Source organism: Streptomyces sp. NPDC057302 (assembly GCF_042667685.1).
Lineage (GTDB): Bacteria > Actinomycetota > Actinomycetes > Streptomycetales > Streptomycetaceae > Streptomyces.
In genome coordinates, this window is the sequence record NZ_JBHUZJ010000094.1 from 1 (window position 1) to 21,174 (window position 21,174).

Here is a 21,174-nt window from a genome sequence, read left to right on the forward strand (position 1 = left end):
GTTACATTCCGAACCCGGAAGCTAAGCCTCACAGCGCCGATGGTACTGCAGGGGGGACCCTGTGGGAGAGTAGGACGCCGCCGAACTATTATTAATAGAGCTGGTCCCTGAACTTCGGTTCAGGGACCAGCTCTTTTTTGTTTTGCGTCACTTGCCGTTCACGTTCCGCCGCCAGCATCGGAGCCATGCAGACAGTTGGCATGTTGCGAGCCGCAGGTGTCGGTGCCGGTGACGAGGTCATCGTGCCGGCGTACGGAAACGTCGAGATCGCCGAGGCCGTGGTTCTGGCGGGGGCCGTGCCCGTGTTCGCGGACATAGACCGCACGACGTACTGCCTTGATCCTGACGCGGTGACCGCCGCCGTGACCTCCCGTACGGCCGCTCTGGCCGTCGTCCACCGCTTCGGGCACCCCGCCGACGTCAGGCGGCTTCGGGACGTCGGCCAGCGGCACGGCCTTCTCGTACTTGAGCAGGGCGAGTCGGACGCACCGTACGACGAACTCGCGCAGCGGCGGGCGCACGCGGCCTATCTCAGCGGGCGGCTCGGTGGTGTGATCACCCCGGACGGCGTCGAGGGGCACAGCTACCAGCAGTACGTCGTGCGGGTGCCGGGGAACGGGCGGCCGGACCGGGACGCGTTCGCACGTGCCGTGCGGTCCAAGGGAATTGACTGCCGGGTGCCCGTGAAGACGCCCGCTCATCGCACGCCGAAGTTCTGGCGGGACGTCCACCTGCCGGAGACCGAGCGTGCGGCCGACGAGACGCTGGCGCTGCCGGTCGACGCGTCGATGTCGCGGCGCCAACTCCAGCGGGTCGTATCGGCGTGCAATGCGCTCGGAGGGCTGCTGCAGCCCGCCTTCTGAAGGGCACTCATGGCGATTCGGATCAGACGCGAGTTCGGGGTATGCTTTATTCCGTTGCCACGCGGGAAACCGCGAAAGCGCAACAGGCCCCTATAGCTCAGTCGGTAGAGCGTCTCCATGGTAAGGAGAAGGTCAGCGGTTCGATTCCGCTTGGGGGCTCAGAGAGTAAGTCGGGAAAGTCCCCGCCCAGTTGGGCGGGGACTTTTCTGTTTCCCGGGGGCCGTCGGGCCCCCGGGAGAGGTTCTCGGTCAGTCCTTCTGGAGGCCGGGGACCCGCATCGCGAGGATCGCCATGTCGTCCGAGGGCGCGTCCGTCGCGAAGCGCTCCACCGCGCGCATGATGCGGGCGGCGACCGCTCCCGCGGTGAGGCCCGTGCACGTGGTGAGGACGTCCGCCAGGCCGTCGTCGCCGAGCATGCGGGTGCCCTCGCGGCGCTCGGTGACTCCGTCCGTCACGCAGAGCAGGACGTCGCCCGGGTCGAGCGTCATCGTCTGCTCGTAGAGCTCCAGGTCCTCCATGACGCCGAGCAGCGGCTGCGGTTCCGCGTACGGCTCGACCGTGCCGTCCTGGCGCAGACGGAGCGGGAGCGGATGGCCGGCGCAGACGATCTTCAGGACCGCCGAGCCGTCCTCCTGCGGCCACAACTCCCCGTAGAGCAGGGTGAGGAAGCGGCTGCGGGCGCCCTCGTCGAGGATCGCGGCGTTCAGGCGCTCCAGGACCGCGGGGCCGCCGAAGCCCTCGCGGGCCAGGAGGCGCAGGGCGTGGCGGGCGAGGCCGGTGACCGCTGCGGCCTCGGGGCCCGTGCCGCAGACGTCGCCGATCGCGAAGCCGTACGCGCCGTCGCGGATCGGGAAGAGGTCGTAGAAGTCACCGCCGACTTCGTTGCCCTCGCCGGCCGCGCGGTAGATGACCTCGACCTCGACGCCCGGGATCTGCGGGAGCCCCGGAGGCAGCAGGCTGCGCTGGAGGGACTGGCTGATGGCCATGCGCTCCGAGTACAGGCGGGCGTTGTCCAGGGCGAGGGCCGCTCGGCGGGAGAGATCTTCGGCCAATTCCAGGATCTCTTGGCGGAAGTGTTCGTCGGAGGGCTTACCCAGCGTGAGCATGCCGATGACGCGGTTGCGGGCGACCAGGGGCAGGACGACCGTCTCGCCGCCCACCGCCGATGCCGTGGAGAGCGTCGTGCCGATTCCCGCGCCCAGGCTCATGGGCTCACCGAGGCCGAGGCTGCGCATGGAGGTGCGCAGGGCGGCCTGGTGGGCGGCTTCCGAGGGTGCGGCCCAGACGCGGGCTCCGGGGGTCGGTACGGGGTCAGGAGGGGCGATCTTGGAGAGGAGCGCCTTCAGGCCGTCGATGCGCTCCTCGTCCTCATGGAGGACGTACGAGAGATACGGCTCGGACGACTGGTCGGCGATCGTGTAGACCGCGCACCAGGTGGCGAGCGTCGGGACCGTCATCTGGGCCATGAGGGCCAGGGTCTGGTCGCGGTCCAGGGTGCCCGCGAGGAGGTCCGAGGCCTCGACGAGGAAGGAGAGCGAGCCGCGGCGCAGGCGCTCCAGCTCGCCGAGGCGCGCGGACTCGACGGCGAGGGCGATGCGGTCGGCGGCGAACTGGAGGCGCAGGGCCTCTTCGTTCGAGTACCGGTCGGGGGACTCGGCGGCGACGCCCAGGGAGCCCGTGAGGCGGCCCTCGACCTTGAGGGGGACCGTGACGACGGAGCGCATGCCCGTGCCGCTGAGGAGCGGTACGGCGCCGGGGACGACCGTGAGGTCCTCGTGGACGGCCGGCATGCGCGCGGAGCCGTAGCGTCCTGGTCCCGCTTCCACGGGGACGCGGGCGAAGCGCTGGCGGGCGGAGGGCAGGCCGGTGGAGGCGCGGACCTCCAGCTCCGTCTCGTCGTCCGTGGCGAGCAGCAGGAAGGCGGCGTCGCCGTCGAGCATGTCGCGGGCGCGCTCGACCGTGCGCTGGAGCAGACCGTCGAGGTCGTCCGGCGCCGGGGAGCCGATGAAGACCTCGAAGGGGTCGGCGGTGTGCGACTCGGTGAGCGTCCCGGGCTCGGGGGCGGGGCCGCGCAGTGGGGTCTGCAGGACGGCGCGCTCGTCGTCGCGTACGAGCAGGCAGACCGTGGAGGGCTCGCCGTCCGTGTCGCGCACGCGCAGGTGCGAGGCGTAGACGGGGGTCACGCGGCCGTCGGAGCCGCGGATGCCGTAACTGCCCTCCCAGCGGGAGAGTTGGAGCGCTTCCACGATGCCCGTGCTGGTGCCCGGGGTGTGCGGCCAGGCGGCGAAGTCGGTGAGGGGTTTGCCGGTTACTTGTTCGGCGGCGTACCCGAAGAGCTCTTCCGCGTCTTCGTTCCAGGCGGAGATCGCGCCCACGCGGTCGATCTGGACGACGGCGACGCGGACTCTGCCGTCGGTGAGCGGGAGCAGCTCGGCGGGGAGCGCGGGTCCTGCGGCGCGGGTGCCCACCGAGCGGTCGGGGAGGTCGAGTTGGAACCAGACCTGCTTCTGCGTGGGGGTGTAGTCGACGCCCCAGCGGGTGGCGAGCGCCGCGCACAGCTGGAGGCCGCGGCCGCCCTCGCGGTCCGGGTTGCCCATGTTCACGGCGGACTGCTGGAGCGGGATCTCGCGTTCCGGATAGTGGTCGGAGACCTCGATGCGTACGGCGTCGTCGCTGCGCAGACAGAGGACGTCCGCGGCGGTTCCGGCGTGCACCACGGCGTTGGTGACGAGCTCGCTGGTGAGGACGACGGCGTCGTCGACGATGTCCGTGAACCCCCAGCCCTGGAGGGTGTCGCGGACAAAGGAGCGTGCCGTCGCGACGGAACGCCCGACGGGGTCGAAAGTCGCAGCCGCGCGCGCGGTGATCACAGAACTCCTCGTACGAGTATCGACGCCCAGATCTCCCACCATGGTGCGGCCGCCCCTCCGATGCCCGCTTGTACGTGTGCCACCGCCCAGGCCGGGCAGGACCGAGGTGGTTGGACAGCCGGATGCCAGGTTACTTACCTTCGCCGTCCATGCTGATGCCGGTCGTCAGTGTTTCCGCCCGGAGGGTGTGCGGACGGTGTGCGAAGCTGCCGAACTGTTATGGCCTGGTTCAGCCATGGTGAAACACTGGGCAAGCTTCTTGGAGAGAGCCCAGGTAACCCGAGCAGTACGGTCGACCCTTGCGGGAGGGACACAGTGGAGTCTGGCGCAGCGACGCGGGGCACTAAAACGCGCGCGAAAGACGGACAGTCCCAGAGTAAACAGCGCAAACCGCGCCATGGGGCGACTACGTCGGTGGACACGGCGGCCCTGAACAGGCTGCTCGCGGCCCTCGCTGCCATGCGGGACGGAAACTTCCGCAAGCGGCTCACGGTCTCCGGTGACGACGTCATGTCCGAGATCGCCGCCGTCTTCAACGAGGTGGCCGACCGGAATCTGCATCTGACGGGTGAGCTCTCGCGGGTGCGGCGCATGGTCGGACGTGAGGGAAAGCTCACGGAGCGCCTTGAGACCGGCGCCAGTGAGGGCTCGTGGGCCGCGGCGATCGACGCGTCGAACGCCCTCGTCGACGATCTCGTACGCCCTGTCTCCGAGGTCGGGCGGGTGCTCTCCGCGGTCGCCGAGGGCGACCTGGAGCAGCGGATGGAGCTGCGGGCGCAGGCGGACGAGGGGAACGGCCATCCGCTGCGCGGGGAGTTCCTGAAGGTCGGCAGGACGGTCAACAACCTGGTCGATCAGCTCTCGACGTTCACCGACGAGGTCACGCGCGTGGCCAGCGAGGTCGGTACCGAAGGCAAGCTGGGCGGCCAGGCCCGGGTTCGCGGAATGTCCGGTTCGTGGAAGGATCTCACGGATTCGGTGAACACCATGGCGTACCGGCTCACCGCGCAGGTACGTGACATTGCTCTCGTCACGACGGCGGTCGCCAAGGGTGATCTGTCCCGGAAGGTGACGGTTCACGTCGCCGGCGAGATGCTGGAGCTGAAGAACACCGTCAACACGATGGTGGACCAGCTCTCGTCGTTCTCGTCCGAGGTGACGCGCGTCGCGCGCGAAGTCGGCACGGAGGGCGAGCTCGGCGGCCAGGCGCAGGTGCCGGGTGTGGCGGGAGTGTGGAAGGACCTCACCGACTCGGTGAATCTTATGGCCGGCAACCTCACCGCCCAGGTGCGTGGGATCGCCCAGGTCACGACGGCCGTCGCGAACGGCGATCTGTCCCAGAAGGTGACGGTGAGCGCACGCGGCGAGGTCGCCCAACTCGCCGAGACCATCAACCAGATGACCGAGACGCTGCGTACGTTCGCGGACGAGGTCACCCGCGTCGCGAACGAGGTCGGCGCCGAGGGGCAGCTGGGCGGTCAGGCGAACGTGCCGGGCGCGGCGGGGACGTGGAAGGACCTCACCGACTCGGTGAACACGGTCTTCAGGAACCTCACCACGCAGGTGCGGGACATCGCGACGGTCACGACGGCGGTCGCCAACGGTGATCTGTCGCAGAAGGTCACCGTCGATGTCGCGGGCGAGATGCTCGAGCTGAAGAACACCGTGAACACGATGGTGGACCAGCTCTCCGCCTTCGGTGCCGAAGTGACGCGGGTGGCGCGGGAGATCGGTGTCGAGGGTGAGCTCGGCGGCCAGGCGCAGGTCCAGGGCGCGGCCGGTACGTGGAAGGACCTGACGGACTCGGTCAACACCGCTTTCCGCAACCTCACGGGCCAGGTCCGCAACATCGCGCAGGTGACGACGGCGGTCGCCAACGGTGATCTGTCGCAGAAGGTCACCGTCGACGTCTCCGGCGAGATGCTTCAGTTGAAGAACACCGTGAACACGATGGTGGACCAGCTGTCGTCCTTCGCCGACCAGGTGACGCGGATGGCACGCGACGTGGGCACCGAAGGACGCCTCGGCGGCCAGGCGCGCGTGGACGGTGTCAGCGGCACCTGGAAGGAACTGACCGACTCCGTCAACTTCATGGCGGGGAACCTGACGTCGCAGGTGCGTCAGATCGCCCAGGTCACGACGGCGGTGGCGCGGGGCGACCTGTCGCAGAAGATCGACGTGGACGCCCGGGGCGAGATCCTGGAGCTGAAGAACACCATCAACACGATGGTCGACCAGCTCTCCGCCTTCGCGGACCAGGTGACCCGCGTGGCCCGCGAGGTGGGCACGGAGGGCCGTCTCGGCGGTCAGGCGCAGGTGCCCGGTGTGGCCGGTGTGTGGCGCGATCTGACCGATTCCGTGAACGGCATGGCCGGAAACCTCACCGCTCAGGTGCGCAACATCGCGCAGGTGGCGACGGCGGTGGCCCGCGGTGACCTGTCGCAGAAGATCGACGTGGACGCCCGGGGCGAGATCCTGGAGCTGAAGAACACCCTCAACACGATGGTGGACCAGCTCTCGGCCTTCGCCGAGCAGGTGACGCGGGTGGCCCGCGAGGTGGGCACGGACGGCATCCTGGGCGGCCAGGCGGAGGTGCAGGGTGTCTCCGGCACCTGGAAGGACCTCACGCAGTCCGTGAACGGGATGGCGAACAACCTGACCCTTCAGGTCCGCAACATCGCCGAGGTCACCACGGCCGTCGCCATGGGCGACCTCTCCAAGAAGATCACCGTTGACGCGAAGGGCGAGATCCTCGAACTCGTCACCACCGTGAACACGATGGTCGACCAGCTCTCGAACTTCGCCGAGCAGGTCAACCGCGTGGCCCGCGAGGTGGGCACCGAGGGCAATCTGGGCGGCCAGGCACGGGTCCCGGGCGTCACCGGCACCTGGAAGGACCTCAGCGACAACGTCAACCTGATGGCGAACAATCTGACCGGCCAGGTGCGCAACATCTCCCAGGTCGCGGCGGCGGTCGCCAACGGAGACCTCACCAAGAAGGTCACCGTCGAGGCGCGCGGCGAGGTCGCGCAGCTCGCCGACACCGTCAACACGATGGTGAAGACGCTGAGTTCGTTCGCGGACGAGGTGACCCGGGTGGCCCGCGAGGTGGGCACCGACGGCATCCTCGGCGGCCAGGCCCGCGTCCCCGGAGTCTCGGGTACGTGGAAGGACCTGACGGAGTCCGTGAACGGCATGGCCTCCAACCTCACCGGCCAGGTCCGCAACATCGCGATGGTCACCACCGCGATCGCCAAGGGCGACCTGACCAAGAAGATCGACATCGACGCCCGGGGCGAGATCCTGGAGCTGAAGACCACCATCAACACGATGGTCGACCAGCTGTCGTCCTTCGCCGAGCAGGTCACGCGCGTGGCCCGCGAGGTGGGCACGGAAGGGCAGCTGGGCGGTCAGGCGCGGGTGCGGGACGTCGACGGGACGTGGCGCGACCTCACCGAATCGGTGAACGAGATGGCCGGAAACCTGACCCGGCAGGTGCGCGCCATCGCCGAGGTCGCCACCGCGGTGACGCGCGGCGACCTGAACCTGAAGATCGACGTCGACGCGGCGGGCGAGATCCAGGTGCTGCAGGACAACATCAACTCCATGATCGCGAACCTCCGCGACACCACCCTGGCCAACAAGGAACAGGACTGGCTCAAGGGCAACCTGGCCCGCATCTCCGGTCTGATGCAGGGCCGCCGCGACCTGGCGGACGTCGCCTCGCTGATCATGAGCGAGCTGACGCCGGTGGTCTCCGCGCAGCACGGTGCCTTCTTCCTGGCGCTGCCCACGGACGAGAGCGCGGAGCCCGGTGCCGAGCAGGGGGACGCGTACGAACTGCGCATGATGGGCAGTTACGGCTACTCCATGGGCTCGATGCCGACGTCCTTCCGGCCCGGCGAGACACTCATCGGCACGGCCGCGCAGGAGCGGCGCACGATCCTCGTGGAGAACGCGCCGTCCGGCTATCTGCGGATCGCCTCCGGCCTCGGTGAGGCGCCGCCCGCCCAGGTGATCGTGCTTCCGGTGCTCTTCGAAGGGACCGTCCTCGGCGTGATCGAGCTGGCCGCCTTCCAGGCGTTCACGCAGATCCAGAAGGACTTCCTCAGCCAGATCGCCGAGATGATCGCGACGAGCGTCAACACCATCAGCGTCAATACGAAGACCGAGGTGCTGCTCAGGCAGTCGCAGGAACTCACTGAGCAACTCCGGGAGCGCTCGGCGGAGTTGGAGAACCGGCAGAAGGCACTGCAGGACTCCAACGCCGAACTCGAGGAGAAGGCCGAGCTGCTCGCCCAGCAGAACCGCGACATCGAGGTCAAGAACACCGAGATCGAAGAGGCCAGGCAGGTTCTGGAGGAGCGCGCCGAACAGCTCGCCGTCTCCATGCGGTACAAGTCCGAGTTCCTGGCGAACATGTCGCACGAGTTGCGTACGCCGCTCAACTCCCTGCTGATCCTGGCCAAGTTGCTCGCCGACAACGCCGACGCGAACCTCACCCCCAAGCAGGTGGAGTTCGCCGAGACGATCCACGGGGCGGGCTCGGACCTGCTGCAGCTCATCAACGACATCCTCGACCTGTCGAAGGTCGAGGCGGGCAAGATGGACGTCTCCCCGACGCGCATCGCCCTCGTCCAGCTCGTGGACTACGTAGAGGCCACTTTCCGGCCGTTGACCGCGGAGAAGGGGCTCGACTTCTCCGTACGCGTGTCTCCGGAGCTGCCCGCGACCCTGCACACGGACGAGCAGCGGCTCCTTCAGGTCCTGCGCAACCTGCTGTCCAACGCGGTGAAGTTCACCGACTCCGGAGCGGTCGAGCTGGTGATCCGGCACGCGAACGCCGATGTGCCCAACGCCATCCGCGAACAGCTCCTGGAGGCGGGTTCGCTGCGGGACGCGGACGCGGATCTGATCGCCTTCTCGGTGAGCGACACCGGCATCGGGATCGCGGGCAGCAAGATGCGGGTCATCTTCGAGGCGTTCAAGCAGGCCGACGGCACGACGAGCAGGAAGTACGGCGGCACGGGCCTGGGGCTCTCCATCAGCCGGGAGATCGCGCGGCTGCTCGGCGGAGAGATCCATGCGGCGAGCGAACCGGGCCGCGGCTCGACGTTCACGCTCTATTTGCCGCTGCACCCGAGCGAACTGCCGCCCCAGGGCTACACGCAGCTGTCCCCGCTGCCGGGAACGGTCGCGCGGCCCGCGCTGGAGGAGGGTCCCTCCACGGCCGAGCAGCCGCCCCAGAGCGAGCCGGCGCCGGCGCCGCAGCTCGACGCGGTACCCGACCCCGGCACGCTCTTCAGGCGCCGCAGGCGTGCCGCGCACGCCTCCTCGGAGCAGCCGCCGGTCCTGCCGGGGCAGGGGCCGACCGCGGAGCAGCGGTCCCAGGAGCAGTGGGCGGCGACGAGCCAGGAGGCGCCCGAGGTGCGTCCCGGGTATCACTTCGGCGGCGAGAAGGTGCTCATCGTCGACGACGACATCCGGAACGTGTTCGCGCTCACCAGCGTCCTGGAACAGCACGGGCTTTCGGTGCTGTACGCCGAGAACGGCCGTGAGGGCATCGAAGTCCTGGAGCAGCACGACGACGTGACGGTCGTCCTGATGGACATCATGATGCCGGAGATGGACGGGTACGCGACGACGACGGCGATCCGAAGGATGCCTCAGTTCGCCGGGCTCCCGATCATCGCGCTCACCGCGAAGGCCATGAAGGGCGACCGGGAGAAGGCGATCGACTCCGGAGCCTCCGATTACGTTACGAAGCCGGTCGACCCCGATCATCTGCTCTCGGTGATGGAGCAGTGGATGCGCGGGGAGTGACCGAGAAGAGGCGTCATTACGCGGAGTTGCTGACAGAGTGTGGCCGAAGCCGTGTAGAACCACGGTATTCGGGGAACCTTCTGGTCTCCCACCGCGTTTCTGCTACGTGCACAGTGACATCGCGGTGACAGGGTGTGGCGACAGGCGGGGTGCGGCTACCATGACCGGCACAAGGACGGACGGCGTAAGGGAGTCGTCCCCTGGGGCGGCACCCGGTGTACCGCCGGGGCGAGGAGGGCGGGCCATGGTGCAGAAGGCCAAGATCCTCCTGGTCGATGACCGGCCGGAGAATCTGCTGGCGCTGGAGGCCATCCTCTCTGCGCTCGATCAGACCCTGGTACGGGCATCGTCCGGGGAGGAAGCGCTCAAAGCACTACTCACGGACGACTTCGCGGTCATTCTGCTGGATGTCCAGATGCCAGGCATGGACGGTTTCGAAACGGCCGCGCACATCAAGCGGCGAGAACGGACCCGGGACATCCCGATCATCTTCCTCACCGCCATCAACCACGGTCCGCACCACACGTTCCGGGGTTACGCGGCGGGTGCGGTGGACTACATCTCGAAACCGTTCGATCCGTGGGTGCTGCGCGCGAAGGTCTCGGTCTTCGTCGAGCTGTACATGAAGAACTGCCAACTGCGGGAGCAGGCAGCGCTGCTGCGTCTCCAGCTCGAAGGCGGGGGCAAGTCCGCGGCGGGCGACGCCAAGGAGCCCGCGGGGCTTCTCGCGGAGCTCTCCGCACGCCTGGCGGCGGTGGAGGAACAGGCGGAGGCGCTGTCGAAACAGCTCGACGACGACTCGGCGGACGCCGCCGCCGTGGCCACCGCGGCCCATCTCGAACGCAAACTCACCGGCCTGCGGCGGGCTCTTGACGCCTTGGAGCCGGGCACCGGCAGCGGTGCCCCTTCGGTGTCGTCACAGAGCTGAGCCGGCGCGGACACCGGGCAGCAGCCGAAGCGGCGGCGGTGAACATCCGTCAGTTCACCGCCCCCGCAAGGGCGACACAAAAGGGTGAAGCAGTGGGCACACGTGTCCGCGGTGGCCTCCACCGGTAACCTCAGACCCATGGCCTCACGTCCGTCCGCAGCCAAGAAGACGCCCGCGAAGAAGGCGGCCGCGCCCACAAAGGCTCCGGCGAAGAAGGCCGTCGCCAAGAAGCCGCCCGCCAAGAAGGCTCCGGCGAAGAAGGCGCCCGCCAAGAAAGCCGTGGCGAAAAAGCCCGCGCCCAAACCGGCGCCCAGTCCCACGGGCGGCGTGTACCGCCTCGCGCGCGCCCTCTGGCTCGGTCTCGCGCACAGTGTGGGCGCGCTGTTCCGCGGCATAGGGCGAGGCGCCAAGGGACTCGATCCGGCGCACCGCAAGGACGGCGTCGCGCTGCTGCTGCTCGGCATCGCGCTGATCGTCGCCGCGGGCACGTGGTCGAATCTGCGCGGTCCTGTGGGCGACCTGGTCGAAATGCTCGTGACGGGCGCGTTCGGCCGCCTGGATCTGCTCCTTCCGATACTGCTCGCGGTCATCGGCGTACGCCTCATCAGGCACCCCGAGAAGCCCGAGGCGAACGGCCGCATCGTGATCGGCCTCTCCGCGCTCGTGGTCGGCGTGCTCGGCCAGGTGCACATCGCCTGCGGTTCGCCCGCCCGCGCGGACGGCATGGAGGCCATAAGGGACGCGGGCGGCCTCATCGGCTGGGCCACGTCCACCCCGCTGATCTTCACCATGGGCGAGGTCCTCGCCGTACCGCTGCTCGTCCTGCTGACCGTCTTCGGGCTGCTCGTGGTCACGGCGACGCCCGTCAACGCCATCCCGCAGCGGCTTCGGCTGCTCGGCACCAAGCTCGGCATCGTCCAGGCGGAGCCCGAAGCAGTGCAGGGCGAATACGGCGAGCACGGCGACTACACGGACGACGACCGGTACGAGGATCAGTGGCGCGAGGCGCTGCCCGCCCGCTCACGCAGGCGCGGCGAGGCTCCTGAGGCGTACGCACCGGACCAGGCGGAGGAAGAGGCGCTCACCCGTCGGCGCAGGCCCCGCAGGGCCTCACAGCCCTCCCTGGAGCGGCCGATGGACGCGGTGGACGTGGCGGCCGCTGCCGCCGCGGCCCTTGACGGCGCCGTCCTGCACGGCATGCCGCCGTCGCCGCTGGTCGCCGACCTCACGCAGGGCGTCACCGAGAAGCGCGAAGAGCAGTCCGCCGAGAGCTCCGTCCCGGCCCCGGCCGCGGAGAGCTCCGCCCCCGTACCGACCGCGCGCGCGACGGACAGTCCGCCGCCCGGAGTGCTCCGCAAGAAGCCGGGGGAGCTCCGCGACACGTCCGGCTCCGGTGCGAAGGACCTGACGAAGGCCCCTCCGGAGACGCCGCGGGATCTTCCGCCGCGCGCCGAGCAGCTGCAGCTCGCGGGGGACATCACGTACTCGCTGCCCTCGCTGGACCTGCTGGAGCGCGGCGGTCCGGGCAAGACCCGCAGTGCCGCGAACGACACGGTCGTCGCCTCGCTCAGCAATGTCTTCACCGAGTTCAAGGTCGACGCGGACGTCACCGGCTTCACGCGGGGCCCGACCGTCACGCGGTACGAGATCGAGCTCGGCCCGGCCGTGAAGGTCGAGAAGATCACGGCGCTGGCCAAGAACATCGCGTACGCGGTCGCCAGCCCCGACGTCCGCATCATCAGCCCCATCCCCGGCAAGTCCGCGGTCGGCATCGAGATCCCGAACACCGACCGCGAGATGGTCAACGTGGGCGACGTGCTGCGTCTCGCGGACGCGGCCGAGGACGACCACCCCATGCTGGTCGCGCTCGGCAAGGACGTCGAGGGCGGCTACGTCATGGCCAACATGGCGAAGATGCCGCACATCCTGGTCGCCGGAGCCACCGGTTCCGGAAAGTCGTCCTGCATCAACTGCCTGATCACGTCGATCATGATGCGGGCGACCCCCGAGGACGTACGGATGGTCCTCGTCGACCCCAAGCGCGTCGAGCTCACCGCGTACGAGGGCATCCCGCACCTGATCACGCCGATCATCACCAACCCCAAGCGGGCCGCCGAGGCGCTCCAGTGGGTCGTACGCGAGATGGATCTTCGCTACGACGACCTGGCGGCGTTCGGCTACCGGCACATCGACGACTTCAACAAGGCCGTCCGCGACGGGAAGCTCAAGACGCCCGAGGGCAGTGAGCGGGAGCTCACTCCCTATCCGTACCTCCTGGTGATCGTCGATGAGCTCGCGGACCTGATGATGGTCGCCCCGCGCGACGTCGAGGACTCGATCGTGCGCATCACGCAGCTCGCGCGCGCGGCGGGCATCCACCTGGTGCTCGCCACACAGCGGCCCTCCGTGGACGTCGTGACCGGTCTGATCAAGGCGAACGTGCCCTCGCGGCTCGCCTTCGCCACCTCCTCGCTCGCCGACAGTCGCGTCATCCTCGACCAGCCGGGCGCCGAGAAGCTGATCGGCAAGGGTGACGGCCTCTTCTTGCCGATGGGCGCGAACAAGCCCACCCGTATGCAGGGCGCCTTCGTCACCGAGGATGAGATCCACGCGGTCGTCCAGCACTGCAAGGACCAGATGGCGCCCGTCTTCCGGGACGACGTCACCGTGGGAACCAAGCAGAAGAAGGAGATCGACGAGGACATCGGCGATGACCTCGATCTGCTGTGCCAGGCCGCTGAGCTGGTGGTTTCCACTCAGTTCGGGTCCACGTCGATGCTTCAGCGCAAGCTGCGGGTCGGCTTCGCGAAGGCCGGACGGCTCATGGACCTCATGGAATCGCGCGGCATCGTGGGCCCCAGTGAGGGTTCCAAGGCTCGTGACGTTCATGTGAAGGGCGATGAACTGGATGGCGTGCTTGCCGTGATCCGGGGGGAGGCTCACCCATAAGGGTGCGGCAGGCAACCGTTTCTCTTCGGCGAACGTCAAGTTGAGGGGAGGGACAGCACCATGCCCCACCATCAGGATGTCCGGCCATTCCGATGGCGTACAAAGTCCCTCGCCCAGTTGCCCCACCTTTCTCGAACCCCCCTAGACTGAACATCCGGCAGGTGGCTACACGCTCGAAAGGCGCCCCCGTGTCCATCGGCAACTCCCCTGAAGACGACCGCCCTTCAGACCACCGACCCACAGACGACCGGACCGCCGAGAGCCGTCCGGCAGCCGAGAGCCCGGCTGAGGACGCCCCGGCAGCCGAGAATCCGGCTGACGACCGGCCCTCGATCGGGCGCACGCTGCAGCAGGCACGCATCGACGCGGACCTGACCGTCGACGAGATCAGTACGTCCACCCGGGTGCGCATCCCGATCGTGCACGCGATCGAACAGGACGACTTCTCCCGGTGTGGCGGCGATGTGTACGCCCGCGGCCACATCCGGACGCTCGCACGCGCCGTGGGGATCGATCCCGCCCCTCTGCTGGCCCAGTACGACGCGGCGCACGGCGGGCACCCGCCGGCGCCCACCCCTGCGGCGCCGCTCTTCGAGGCCGAGCGCATCAGGTCCGATCCGCGCCGCCCGAACTGGACCGCGGCCATGGTCGCGGCGATCGTCGCCGTGATCGGTTTCGTCGGCTTCACCGCGTTCAGCGGAGGAGACGAGAACGACGGGTCGAAGTCGCAGGTCGCCGAGGGTGCCACCCCCGCGACCAGCAAGCCCGCCACGAAGCCGGCACCGAACAAGCCCGCCGACCCGAAGCCCGACCCGTCGGACAGCGCGATCGCCGGCGCCCCCAAGGACAAGGTCACGGTCAAGGTCAGCGCTCCTGACGGCCGCAGCTGGATCTCGGCCAAGGACCACAACGGCCGGACGCTCTTCGACGGCGTCCTCGAAGAGGGCAAGTCGAAGACCTTCCAGGACCAGCAGAAGATCGACCTGGTCCTCGGCGACGCGGGCGCGATCAAGCTGTTCGTGAACGGCAAGGCGGTCGACAACGAGTTCGAGCCCGGCCAGGTCGAGCGGCTCTCCTACACCAAGGGCGATCCCGAGGTCGGCTGAGCCCGAGACCGGTTGAGCCCGTGTCGACGGGTGCCCGGACCCTCGCGGCGGGGGCCCGGGCAGGGACAAAGTAGTCTTGGAAGCATGCCCGAACGCCGTACCGTCGCCCTTGTCACTCTTGGCTGCGCCCGTAACGAGGTGGACTCGGAGGAGCTGGCAGGCCGCCTGGAGGCGGACGGCTGGCAGCTCGTCGAGGCCGCCGAAGACGCGGACGTCGCCGTAGTCAACACCTGTGGATTCGTCGAAGCCGCCAAGAAGGACTCCGTCGACGCCCTCCTGGAAGCCAATGACCTCAAGGGGCACGGCAAGACCCAGGCCGTCGTCGCCGTCGGCTGCATGGCCGAGCGGTACGGCAAGGAGCTCGCCGAAGCCCTGCCCGAAGCCGACGGAGTCCTCGGTTTCGATGACTACTCCGACATCTCCAGCCGTCTGAACACCATCCTGAGCGGCGGCAGTGTCGAGGCCCACACCCCGCGCGACCGGCGCAAGCTGCTGCCGATCAGTCCCGCGGAGCGGCAGGAGGCGGGCTCCGACGTCGCGCTGCCCGGCCACGCGCCCGTGGACCTGCCCGACGGCCTCGCGCCCGCGTCGGGGCCGCGCGCACCGCTGCGCCGGCGCCTGGGGACCAACCCCGTCGCCTCGGTGAAGCTGGCCTCCGGCTGCGACCGCCGCTGCTCCTTCTGCGCCATTCCCTCCTTCCGCGGGTCCTTCATCTCGCGGCGCCCCTCGGACGTGCTCGGCGAGACGCGCTGGCTGGCCGAGCAGGGCGTCAAGGAGGTCATGCTCGTCTCCGAGAACAACACCTCGTACGGCAAGGACCTCGGCGACATCCGACTCCTGGAGACGCTCCTTCCCGAGCTGGCCGCCGTCGACGGGATCGAGCGGGTGCGCGTCAGCTACCTCCAGCCCGCCGAGATGCGCCCCGGACTCATCGACGTACTGACCTCCACGGAGAAGGTCGCCCCCTACTTCGACCTGTCCTTCCAGCACTCCGCTCCCGGCGTGCTGCGGGCGATGCGGCGCTTCGGGGACACCGACCGGTTCCTCGAGCTCCTCGACACCATCCGGACCAAGGCGCCGCTGGCAGGTGTGCGGTCCAACTTCATCGTGGGCTTCCCCGGCGAGACCGAGTCCGACGTGGCCGAGCTCGAGCGCTTCCTCACGGGTGCGCGGCTGGACGCCATCGGCGTCTTCGGGTACTCCGACGAGGAGGGCACCGAAGCGGCGACGTACGACAAGAAGCTCGACCAGGACGTCGTCGACGAGCGGCTCGCGCGCATCTCGCGGCTCGCCGAGGAGCTGACCTCGCAGCGCGCCGACGAGCGTCTCGGTGAGACCGTCGAGGTGCTCGTGGAGTCCGTGGACGACGAGGACGGCGCGATCGGCCGGGCAGCCCACCAGGCGCCCGAGACGGACGGCCAGATCCGCTTCGTGGGTGCCACGGGTGGGGACGACCTGCAGGTCGGTCGTATGGTCGTGGCAAAGGTGGTCGGCACGGAAGGCGTGGACCTGGTGGCTGAGTACAGCGAAATTCTGGGGGGCTCGCCCCGGATTCCGGCCGAGGAGGCGCGCAGATGACCGGAGTCCCGGCATCCGCGGCGGGCGGCTCCGGCGCGCAGGGCGCCAAGCCGGTGCGCGGTGGAAAGTTGGGCGCTGCGGCCGTCAATCAGGCCAGCGTGTGGAACGTCGCCAACCTGCTGACCGTGATCAGGCTGCTGCTCGTGCCGGGCTTCGTGATGCTGCTGCTCGCCGACGGCGGGTACGACCCGGCCTGGCGTGCGTGGGCCTGGGCGGCCTTCGCCGTCGCCATGATCACCGACCTGTTCGACGGGCACCTGGCGCGTACGTACAACCTGGTCACGGACTTCGGGAAGATCGCCGACCCCATCGCCGACAAGGCGATCATGGGCGCCGCGCTGGTCTGCCTGTCCTACCTCGGCGATCTGCCCTGGTGGGTGACGGGCGTCATTCTCGGGCGTGAGCTCGGCATCACACTGATGCGGTTCTGGGTGATCCGCTTCGGTGTCATTCCGGCCAGCCGCGGCGGCAAGATGAAGACGCTCTGGCAGGGCACGGCGGCCGGGATGTACGTCCTGGCGCTGACCGGGCCGCTCGCCACGCTGCGGTTCTGGGTGATGGCGGTCGCCGTCGTCCTGACCGTGGTGACCGCCCTCGACTACGTACGGCAGGCCGTCGTGCTGCGCCGCATCGGCCTCGCGGCAGTGGCGGAAGCAGCGGCCGACTCCGCCGCGGCCTCCGGCGAAGGGGCTCGGGAGTCGGCGACGTGATGTCGGCGGGGGACGGCGCGGTGGTGTCTGCGGGAGTCGGTGGCGTGCCCGCTGCCGCAGTCGGCGTCGTGGCGTCCGCCGGGCTGGTCGGCGGCCCGGCCGCGGAGGTTCTGCGGCTTCTTGCGGCGCGGGGCGAGACGCTCGCCGTCGCCGAGTCGCTCACCGGCGGTCTGGTGGCCGCCGAGGTGACGGCGGTACCGGGGGCCTCGCGGGTCTTCCGGGGGTCCGTGACGGTGTACGCGACCGAGCTGAAGCATGAGGTGCTCGGGGTCGACGGCACTCTGTTGGCGGAGCGCGGTGCGGTGGATGCCGACGTGGCGCTGCAGATGGCGGCCGGTGTGCGCCAGGTCATGGGCGCGGACTGGGGGATCGCCACCACGGGCGTCGCGGGGCCGGATCCGCAGGACGGACAGGCGGTCGGGACCGTCTTCGTGGCGGTCCATGGACCGGTTTCAGCGCTTCGCTCTGAGGGGAAAGTGGCCGCGCTGCGGTTGAACGGTGGGCGTTCGGACATCCGTATGGAGAGTGTACGGAGCGTGCTCACGCTGCTGCTCGAGCGGCTGTCCGGCGAACGTGCCGGGAATGGGCGGGCACAGGATACGGAACAGAACGGGGGGAATTGATGTTTGCAGCCCTGAGTGAACACGACATCGCTCCCCGCACGGCCGCCGCGCGAGGCGGTACGGTGGGGCGTGAAGGATGCGGCTACGCGGTCCGAGGAGGGAGCCACCGATGATTCTGCTCCGTCGCCTGTTGGGTGACGTGCTGCGTCGGCAGCGCCAGCGCCAGGGCCGTACTCTGCGCGAAGTCTCCTCGTCCGCCCGAGTCTCGCTCGGCTATCTTTCCGAGGTGGAGCGGGGGCAGAAGGAGGCATCCTCCGAGCTGCTTTCCGCGATCTGCGACGCGCTTGACGTACGGATGTCCGAGCTCATGCGCGAGGTGAGCGATGAGCTCTCTCTCGCCGAACTGGCTGCGTCGGCAGCGGCTACGGAACCGGTGCGCGCACCGGTTCGCCCAATGCTCAATTCCGTCTCGGTGAGCGGTGTGCCGCCGGAACGGGTGACGATCAAGGCGCCTGCGGAGGCGGTGGACGTCGTCGCCGCGTGACGCTGCGCTGTGCGTTGACTGTGCGCGCTGCTTGAGCGCCTAGACGCGTGTGTGATGTGGGAGCCCCGGCCGGGTTACTGGCCGGGGCTTTTTGCTGCCTGGGCTTTGTCTGTCCGGGGCTGGGTGCCGGGTGCCGGGGTCGGGTCCGGGGCCGGGTGCCGGAGGGCGCCTCCTCTGTCTGACCGGAGATGCCCCGATTGGTGCACTTGTGCCATTGTTGGTGGGGATTTTCGATTACGGGGGTTCGTGAGCCTTGGAGGCTGGATGTACGTCGTGAAGAGCCCTCTGTCCGATGCGGATCTGAAGACGGTCTCGGACGCCCTGCAGGGGGCGCTCGTGGACCTGGTGGACCTCTCCCTGGTGGCCAAGCAGATCCATTGGAACGTGGTGGGCCCGCGCTTCCGCTCCGTCCACCTGCAGCTCGACGAGGTCGTGGACACGGCGCGGACGCACTCCGACACGGTGGCCGAGCGCGCTTCCACGCTCGGCGTCTCGCCCGACGGCCGCGCGGCGACCGTCGCGCGGAGCAGCGGCATCGCCGAGGTCGCCGACGGCTGGGTCAAGGACGCGGACGCGGTGGGGGCGCTGGTGGACGCGCTCGGTGCGGTGATCACGCGGATGCGGGAGCGGGTCGCGGCGACCGGCGATGCGGATCCGGTGAGCCAGGACATCTTCATCGGGATCACGGCCGACCTGGAGAAGCATCACTGGATGTTCCAGGCGGAGAACGGCTGATCCTGGCGGATGTGAGCGCCGAGACGCCGCGAGAGCGGTTGATCAGGGTGGGGTGGTGGGTGGCTGCCCGTTGGGCGGCGGATAGCGGATAGCGGGCAGTGGGCGGTGGGCGTGCCTCGTGCGCGCTGTGGTGCGCCCTCCCGCCCCGTGGAGCCGGGCGTCTAGCGTCGACCGGGTGTCGAACCTCAGGTGGAGGTGGTGACCGTGGCATGGAGAGTCGTGCGGTGGGCGCCGGCTCTGGCGCTCGGTGTGCTCTGGTGGTGGGGCGTGCTGCGGCTGGCCCTCGCGCCTGACGCGGGGGTCCTGGAGGGTGCCGTCGCCGCCGGTGGGTGGGGGCTGAGCCTGCTGCCGGTGCACTGTGTGCCGAAGTCCCGGGCGGTGGGCGCGGCGGTGCGCTCCAGGGAGCGGGCCCGGCGGCCGGATGGTGCGGGCGGTGCGCTGGGGGCGGGTGGTGCGCTGGGCCCGGGTGGTGCGCCTCGGGTGGGCGGTGCGCCGGGGGCGGGTGGTGCGCCTAGGTCGGACGGTGCGCCTAGGTTGGGCGGTGCGCCTCGGTCGGACGGTGCCCCGCGGTGGTCTGGGGGGCGTGCGGTCAAGTCGGTCGCTCAGGCCGCCGGTGGCGCGGTCACCAAGGCATGGCGACGCCGCCGTTCGGGCGGAGGATCTGGCCCGTCGTGAAGGCGGACGCGTCCGATGCCAGATGCAGGACGGCGTGTGCGATGTCCTCCGGTTCGCCTACACGGCCCAGGGGGGACATGCGGATCATGAGCCCCTCGGTGTGCGCCTGGGCGTCGGTGTCGTGGCGGTCGGTCATCGGGGTGCGGATCCAGCCCGGGGCCACGGCGTTCACGCGGATGCCGTGCCGGCCCACCTCGGTGGCGAGGGTCTTCGTGAGCTGGACGACGGCGGCTTTCGCGGCGCCGTAGCAGAGGAGGCCGGGGCCGCCGGTGTCCACGGCGCCTGAGGCCATGGTGATGATGCTGCCGCCGGTGCTGTTGCTGTTGCCGGTACTGGGGTGGTCGGTGCCGGTGTCAGTGCCGGTGTCAGTGCCGACGCTAGGGCCGGCGTTGGTGTTCGCTGCGATCATCGCGCGGGCCGCGGCCTGACAGGCGTACAGGACGCCCTTGAAATTGATGTTCAGGACCCGGTCGAGGTCCTCGTCGTGGGTCTCCAGGACCGGGCTGCTGTGCATGATCCCGGCGATGGCGGCCATGACGTCCAGGCGTCCGGTGGCCGCGGTGGCGGCCGCGACGGCTTGGTCGACCTGGGCTCTGTCGGCCACGTCCAGGGGATGCGTGTGCGCGGTGCCGCCCGCGGTCTTGATGAGCGTGGCCGTCTCGTGGAGCCCCTGGGTGTCGCGGTCGGCGCAGTGGACGGTGGCGCCCGCTTCCGCGAGGAGTACGGCCGAGGCTCTGCCGATGCCGCTGGCCGCGCCGGTGACGAATGCGGTGCGTCCGCTGAGGTCGTACGCCGTGAGGGGCATGACGGGACGGTACGGCGGTACCTGACGGGGCGTCAACTAGTGGGTGGGAGTGGGCTGGAGGAGCGTGGGGGTGGGGTTTCGGGGCGCTGCCGGGGTCAGGGGGTCGGACCCTGTTGGCAGGTGGGGCACCAGTACGTGGGGCGGCTGCGGGAGCCGTCGCCCTGTTCCCCCAGGCGGATGGGGGTACCGCAGCGCAGGCAGGGGCGGGCTCTGCGGCCGTAGACGTACAGGCGCTGGCCCGGGCGGTCGCGGCCTGTGGTGGTGCGCGCCGAGCGGTCGCGGTTGGCTTCCAGGAGCTTCTTGGCGAGGGCGGGGATGCGGTCGGCCGTCTCGGGCGGGAGGTCGCCCACGGGGAGCCAGGGGGTGACGTTCAGGAGGAAGCAGAGCTCGCTCTTGTAGACGTTGCCGATGCCCGCGAGATTGCGCTGGTCCAGCAGGGCCTCGCCCAGGGCTCGGTCGGGGGCCGCCAAGAGGTTGCCCAGGGCCCGCTCGGGGTCCCAGTCGGGGCCCAGAAGGTCGGGGCCCAGGTGACCCACGGCCTTGTCCTCGTCGGCGGTGCGGAGGAGTTCGAGTACGGGCAGGCGGTAGCCGACGGCCGTGCGCTCGGCGTTGCCCAGGATCGCCCTGATCTGGTGCCCGGGGCCGCCGCTCCAGCGCTCGCCGGGGGCGTACACCCGCCAGGAGCCGTCCATGCGGAGATGGGAGTGCAGGGTGAGCCCGCCCTCGAAGCGGGTGAGGAGGTGCTTGCCGCGCGGGGTGACGTCCAGGACGGTGCGCCCGGTGAGGTCGACGGTCGCGAGCTTCGGGACGCGGAGGTCGGAGCGCGTGACGGTGTGCCCGGCGAGGGCGGTGTGCAGACGCCGGGCTGCCTGGTGGACGGTGTCGCCTTCGGGCATGGGTCCAGGGTGGCATGTGGAGGGCTGGGCGGGGGTGAGGCTTGGGCTGGGTGGCCGCCGAGCGGTGGTGTGGGTGGCCGAGCGGCGAGTGGGGACCGAGCGGCGAGTGGCGGCCGACGGCTGCTCGTC

The 21,174-nt window shown here is 69.6% G+C and carries 13 protein-coding genes, 1 tRNA gene and 1 rRNA gene; 12 read left to right on the forward strand and 3 right to left on the reverse strand.

All coding sequences use genetic code 11. The features are described 5' to 3' along the window. From rrf to ACFUPX_RS38620, 3 genes are all read left to right on the forward strand, one after another. Window positions 1–86 (forward strand): 5S ribosomal RNA (gene rrf, locus ACFUPX_RS38610); the annotation flags it as partial. A 114-nt stretch (window positions 87–200) separates the two neighbouring features. Then, window positions 201–863 (forward strand): DegT/DnrJ/EryC1/StrS family aminotransferase, encoded by a 663-nt coding sequence (locus ACFUPX_RS38615; RefSeq protein ID WP_383333388.1) that lies wholly within the window; start codon window positions 201–203, stop codon window positions 861–863. Between the two features lie 86 nt (window positions 864–949). After that, window positions 950–1,022: transfer RNA gene (locus ACFUPX_RS38620), tRNA-Thr, on the forward strand. A gap of 89 nt (window positions 1,023–1,111) precedes the next feature. Here ACFUPX_RS38620 and ACFUPX_RS38625 read toward each other — a convergent pair. After that, window positions 1,112–3,775, reverse strand: a complete 2,664-nt coding sequence (locus ACFUPX_RS38625) for a SpoIIE family protein phosphatase (RefSeq protein WP_383333390.1) — start codon at window positions 3,773–3,775, stop codon at window positions 1,112–1,114. A gap of 273 nt (window positions 3,776–4,048) precedes the next feature. On the opposite strand from ACFUPX_RS38625, the gene ACFUPX_RS38630 reads away from it, so the two are divergent. The 9 genes from ACFUPX_RS38630 (at window position 4,049) to ACFUPX_RS38670 (ending at window position 18,669) form a co-directional block, all read left to right on the forward strand. Continuing rightward, window positions 4,049–9,556, forward strand: a complete 5,508-nt coding sequence (locus tag ACFUPX_RS38630) for a HAMP domain-containing protein (RefSeq protein WP_383333392.1) — start codon at window positions 4,049–4,051, stop codon at window positions 9,554–9,556. 244 nt (window positions 9,557–9,800) lie between these two features. Then, a complete protein-coding gene (locus ACFUPX_RS38635; RefSeq protein WP_160507566.1) occupies window positions 9,801–10,484 on the forward strand; it encodes a two-component system response regulator in 684 nt (227 codons plus the stop codon). Between the two features lie 138 nt (window positions 10,485–10,622). Continuing rightward, on the forward strand, window positions 10,623–13,433 hold the full coding sequence (locus ACFUPX_RS38640) for a DNA translocase FtsK (protein ID WP_383333395.1): 2,811 nt from the start codon (window positions 10,623–10,625) through the stop codon (window positions 13,431–13,433). 188 nt (window positions 13,434–13,621) lie between these two features. Next, window positions 13,622–14,539 (forward strand): helix-turn-helix domain-containing protein, encoded by a 918-nt coding sequence (locus ACFUPX_RS38645; RefSeq protein ID WP_383333397.1) that lies wholly within the window; start codon window positions 13,622–13,624, stop codon window positions 14,537–14,539. An 84-nt stretch (window positions 14,540–14,623) separates the two neighbouring features. Beyond that, on the forward strand, window positions 14,624–16,117 hold the full coding sequence (gene rimO / locus ACFUPX_RS38650) for a 30S ribosomal protein S12 methylthiotransferase RimO (protein WP_383333399.1): 1,494 nt from the start codon (window positions 14,624–14,626) through the stop codon (window positions 16,115–16,117). Next, window positions 16,114–16,827 (forward strand): CDP-diacylglycerol--glycerol-3-phosphate 3-phosphatidyltransferase, encoded by a 714-nt coding sequence (pgsA, locus tag ACFUPX_RS38655; RefSeq protein ID WP_383333401.1) that lies wholly within the window; start codon window positions 16,114–16,116, stop codon window positions 16,825–16,827. Before rimO ends, pgsA begins: the two co-directional genes overlap by 4 nt. Beyond that, window positions 16,827–17,450: a CinA family protein gene (locus tag ACFUPX_RS38660; protein WP_383333429.1), complete on the forward strand. Its 624-nt coding sequence runs from the start codon at window positions 16,827–16,829 to the stop codon at window positions 17,448–17,450. Before pgsA ends, ACFUPX_RS38660 begins: the two co-directional genes overlap by 1 nt. Window positions 17,451–17,559: 109 nt before the next feature. Further along, complete coding sequence (locus tag ACFUPX_RS38665; RefSeq protein ID WP_160507571.1) at window positions 17,560–17,934, forward strand: helix-turn-helix domain-containing protein; 375 nt, start codon at window positions 17,560–17,562, stop codon at window positions 17,932–17,934. A gap of 264 nt (window positions 17,935–18,198) precedes the next feature. Next, entirely contained in the window at window positions 18,199–18,669 is a 471-nt protein-coding gene (locus ACFUPX_RS38670; protein WP_383333403.1) for a Dps family protein, read from the forward strand. A gap of 622 nt (window positions 18,670–19,291) precedes the next feature. Here ACFUPX_RS38670 and ACFUPX_RS38675 read toward each other — a convergent pair. Beyond that, a complete protein-coding gene (locus ACFUPX_RS38675) occupies window positions 19,292–20,149 on the reverse strand; it encodes an SDR family NAD(P)-dependent oxidoreductase (protein WP_383333405.1) in 858 nt (285 codons plus the stop codon). 95 nt (window positions 20,150–20,244) lie between these two features. Then, on the reverse strand, window positions 20,245–21,045 hold the full coding sequence (locus ACFUPX_RS38680; protein WP_383333407.1) for an Fpg/Nei family DNA glycosylase: 801 nt from the start codon (window positions 21,043–21,045) through the stop codon (window positions 20,245–20,247). Window positions 21,046–21,174 lie beyond the last annotated feature (129 nt).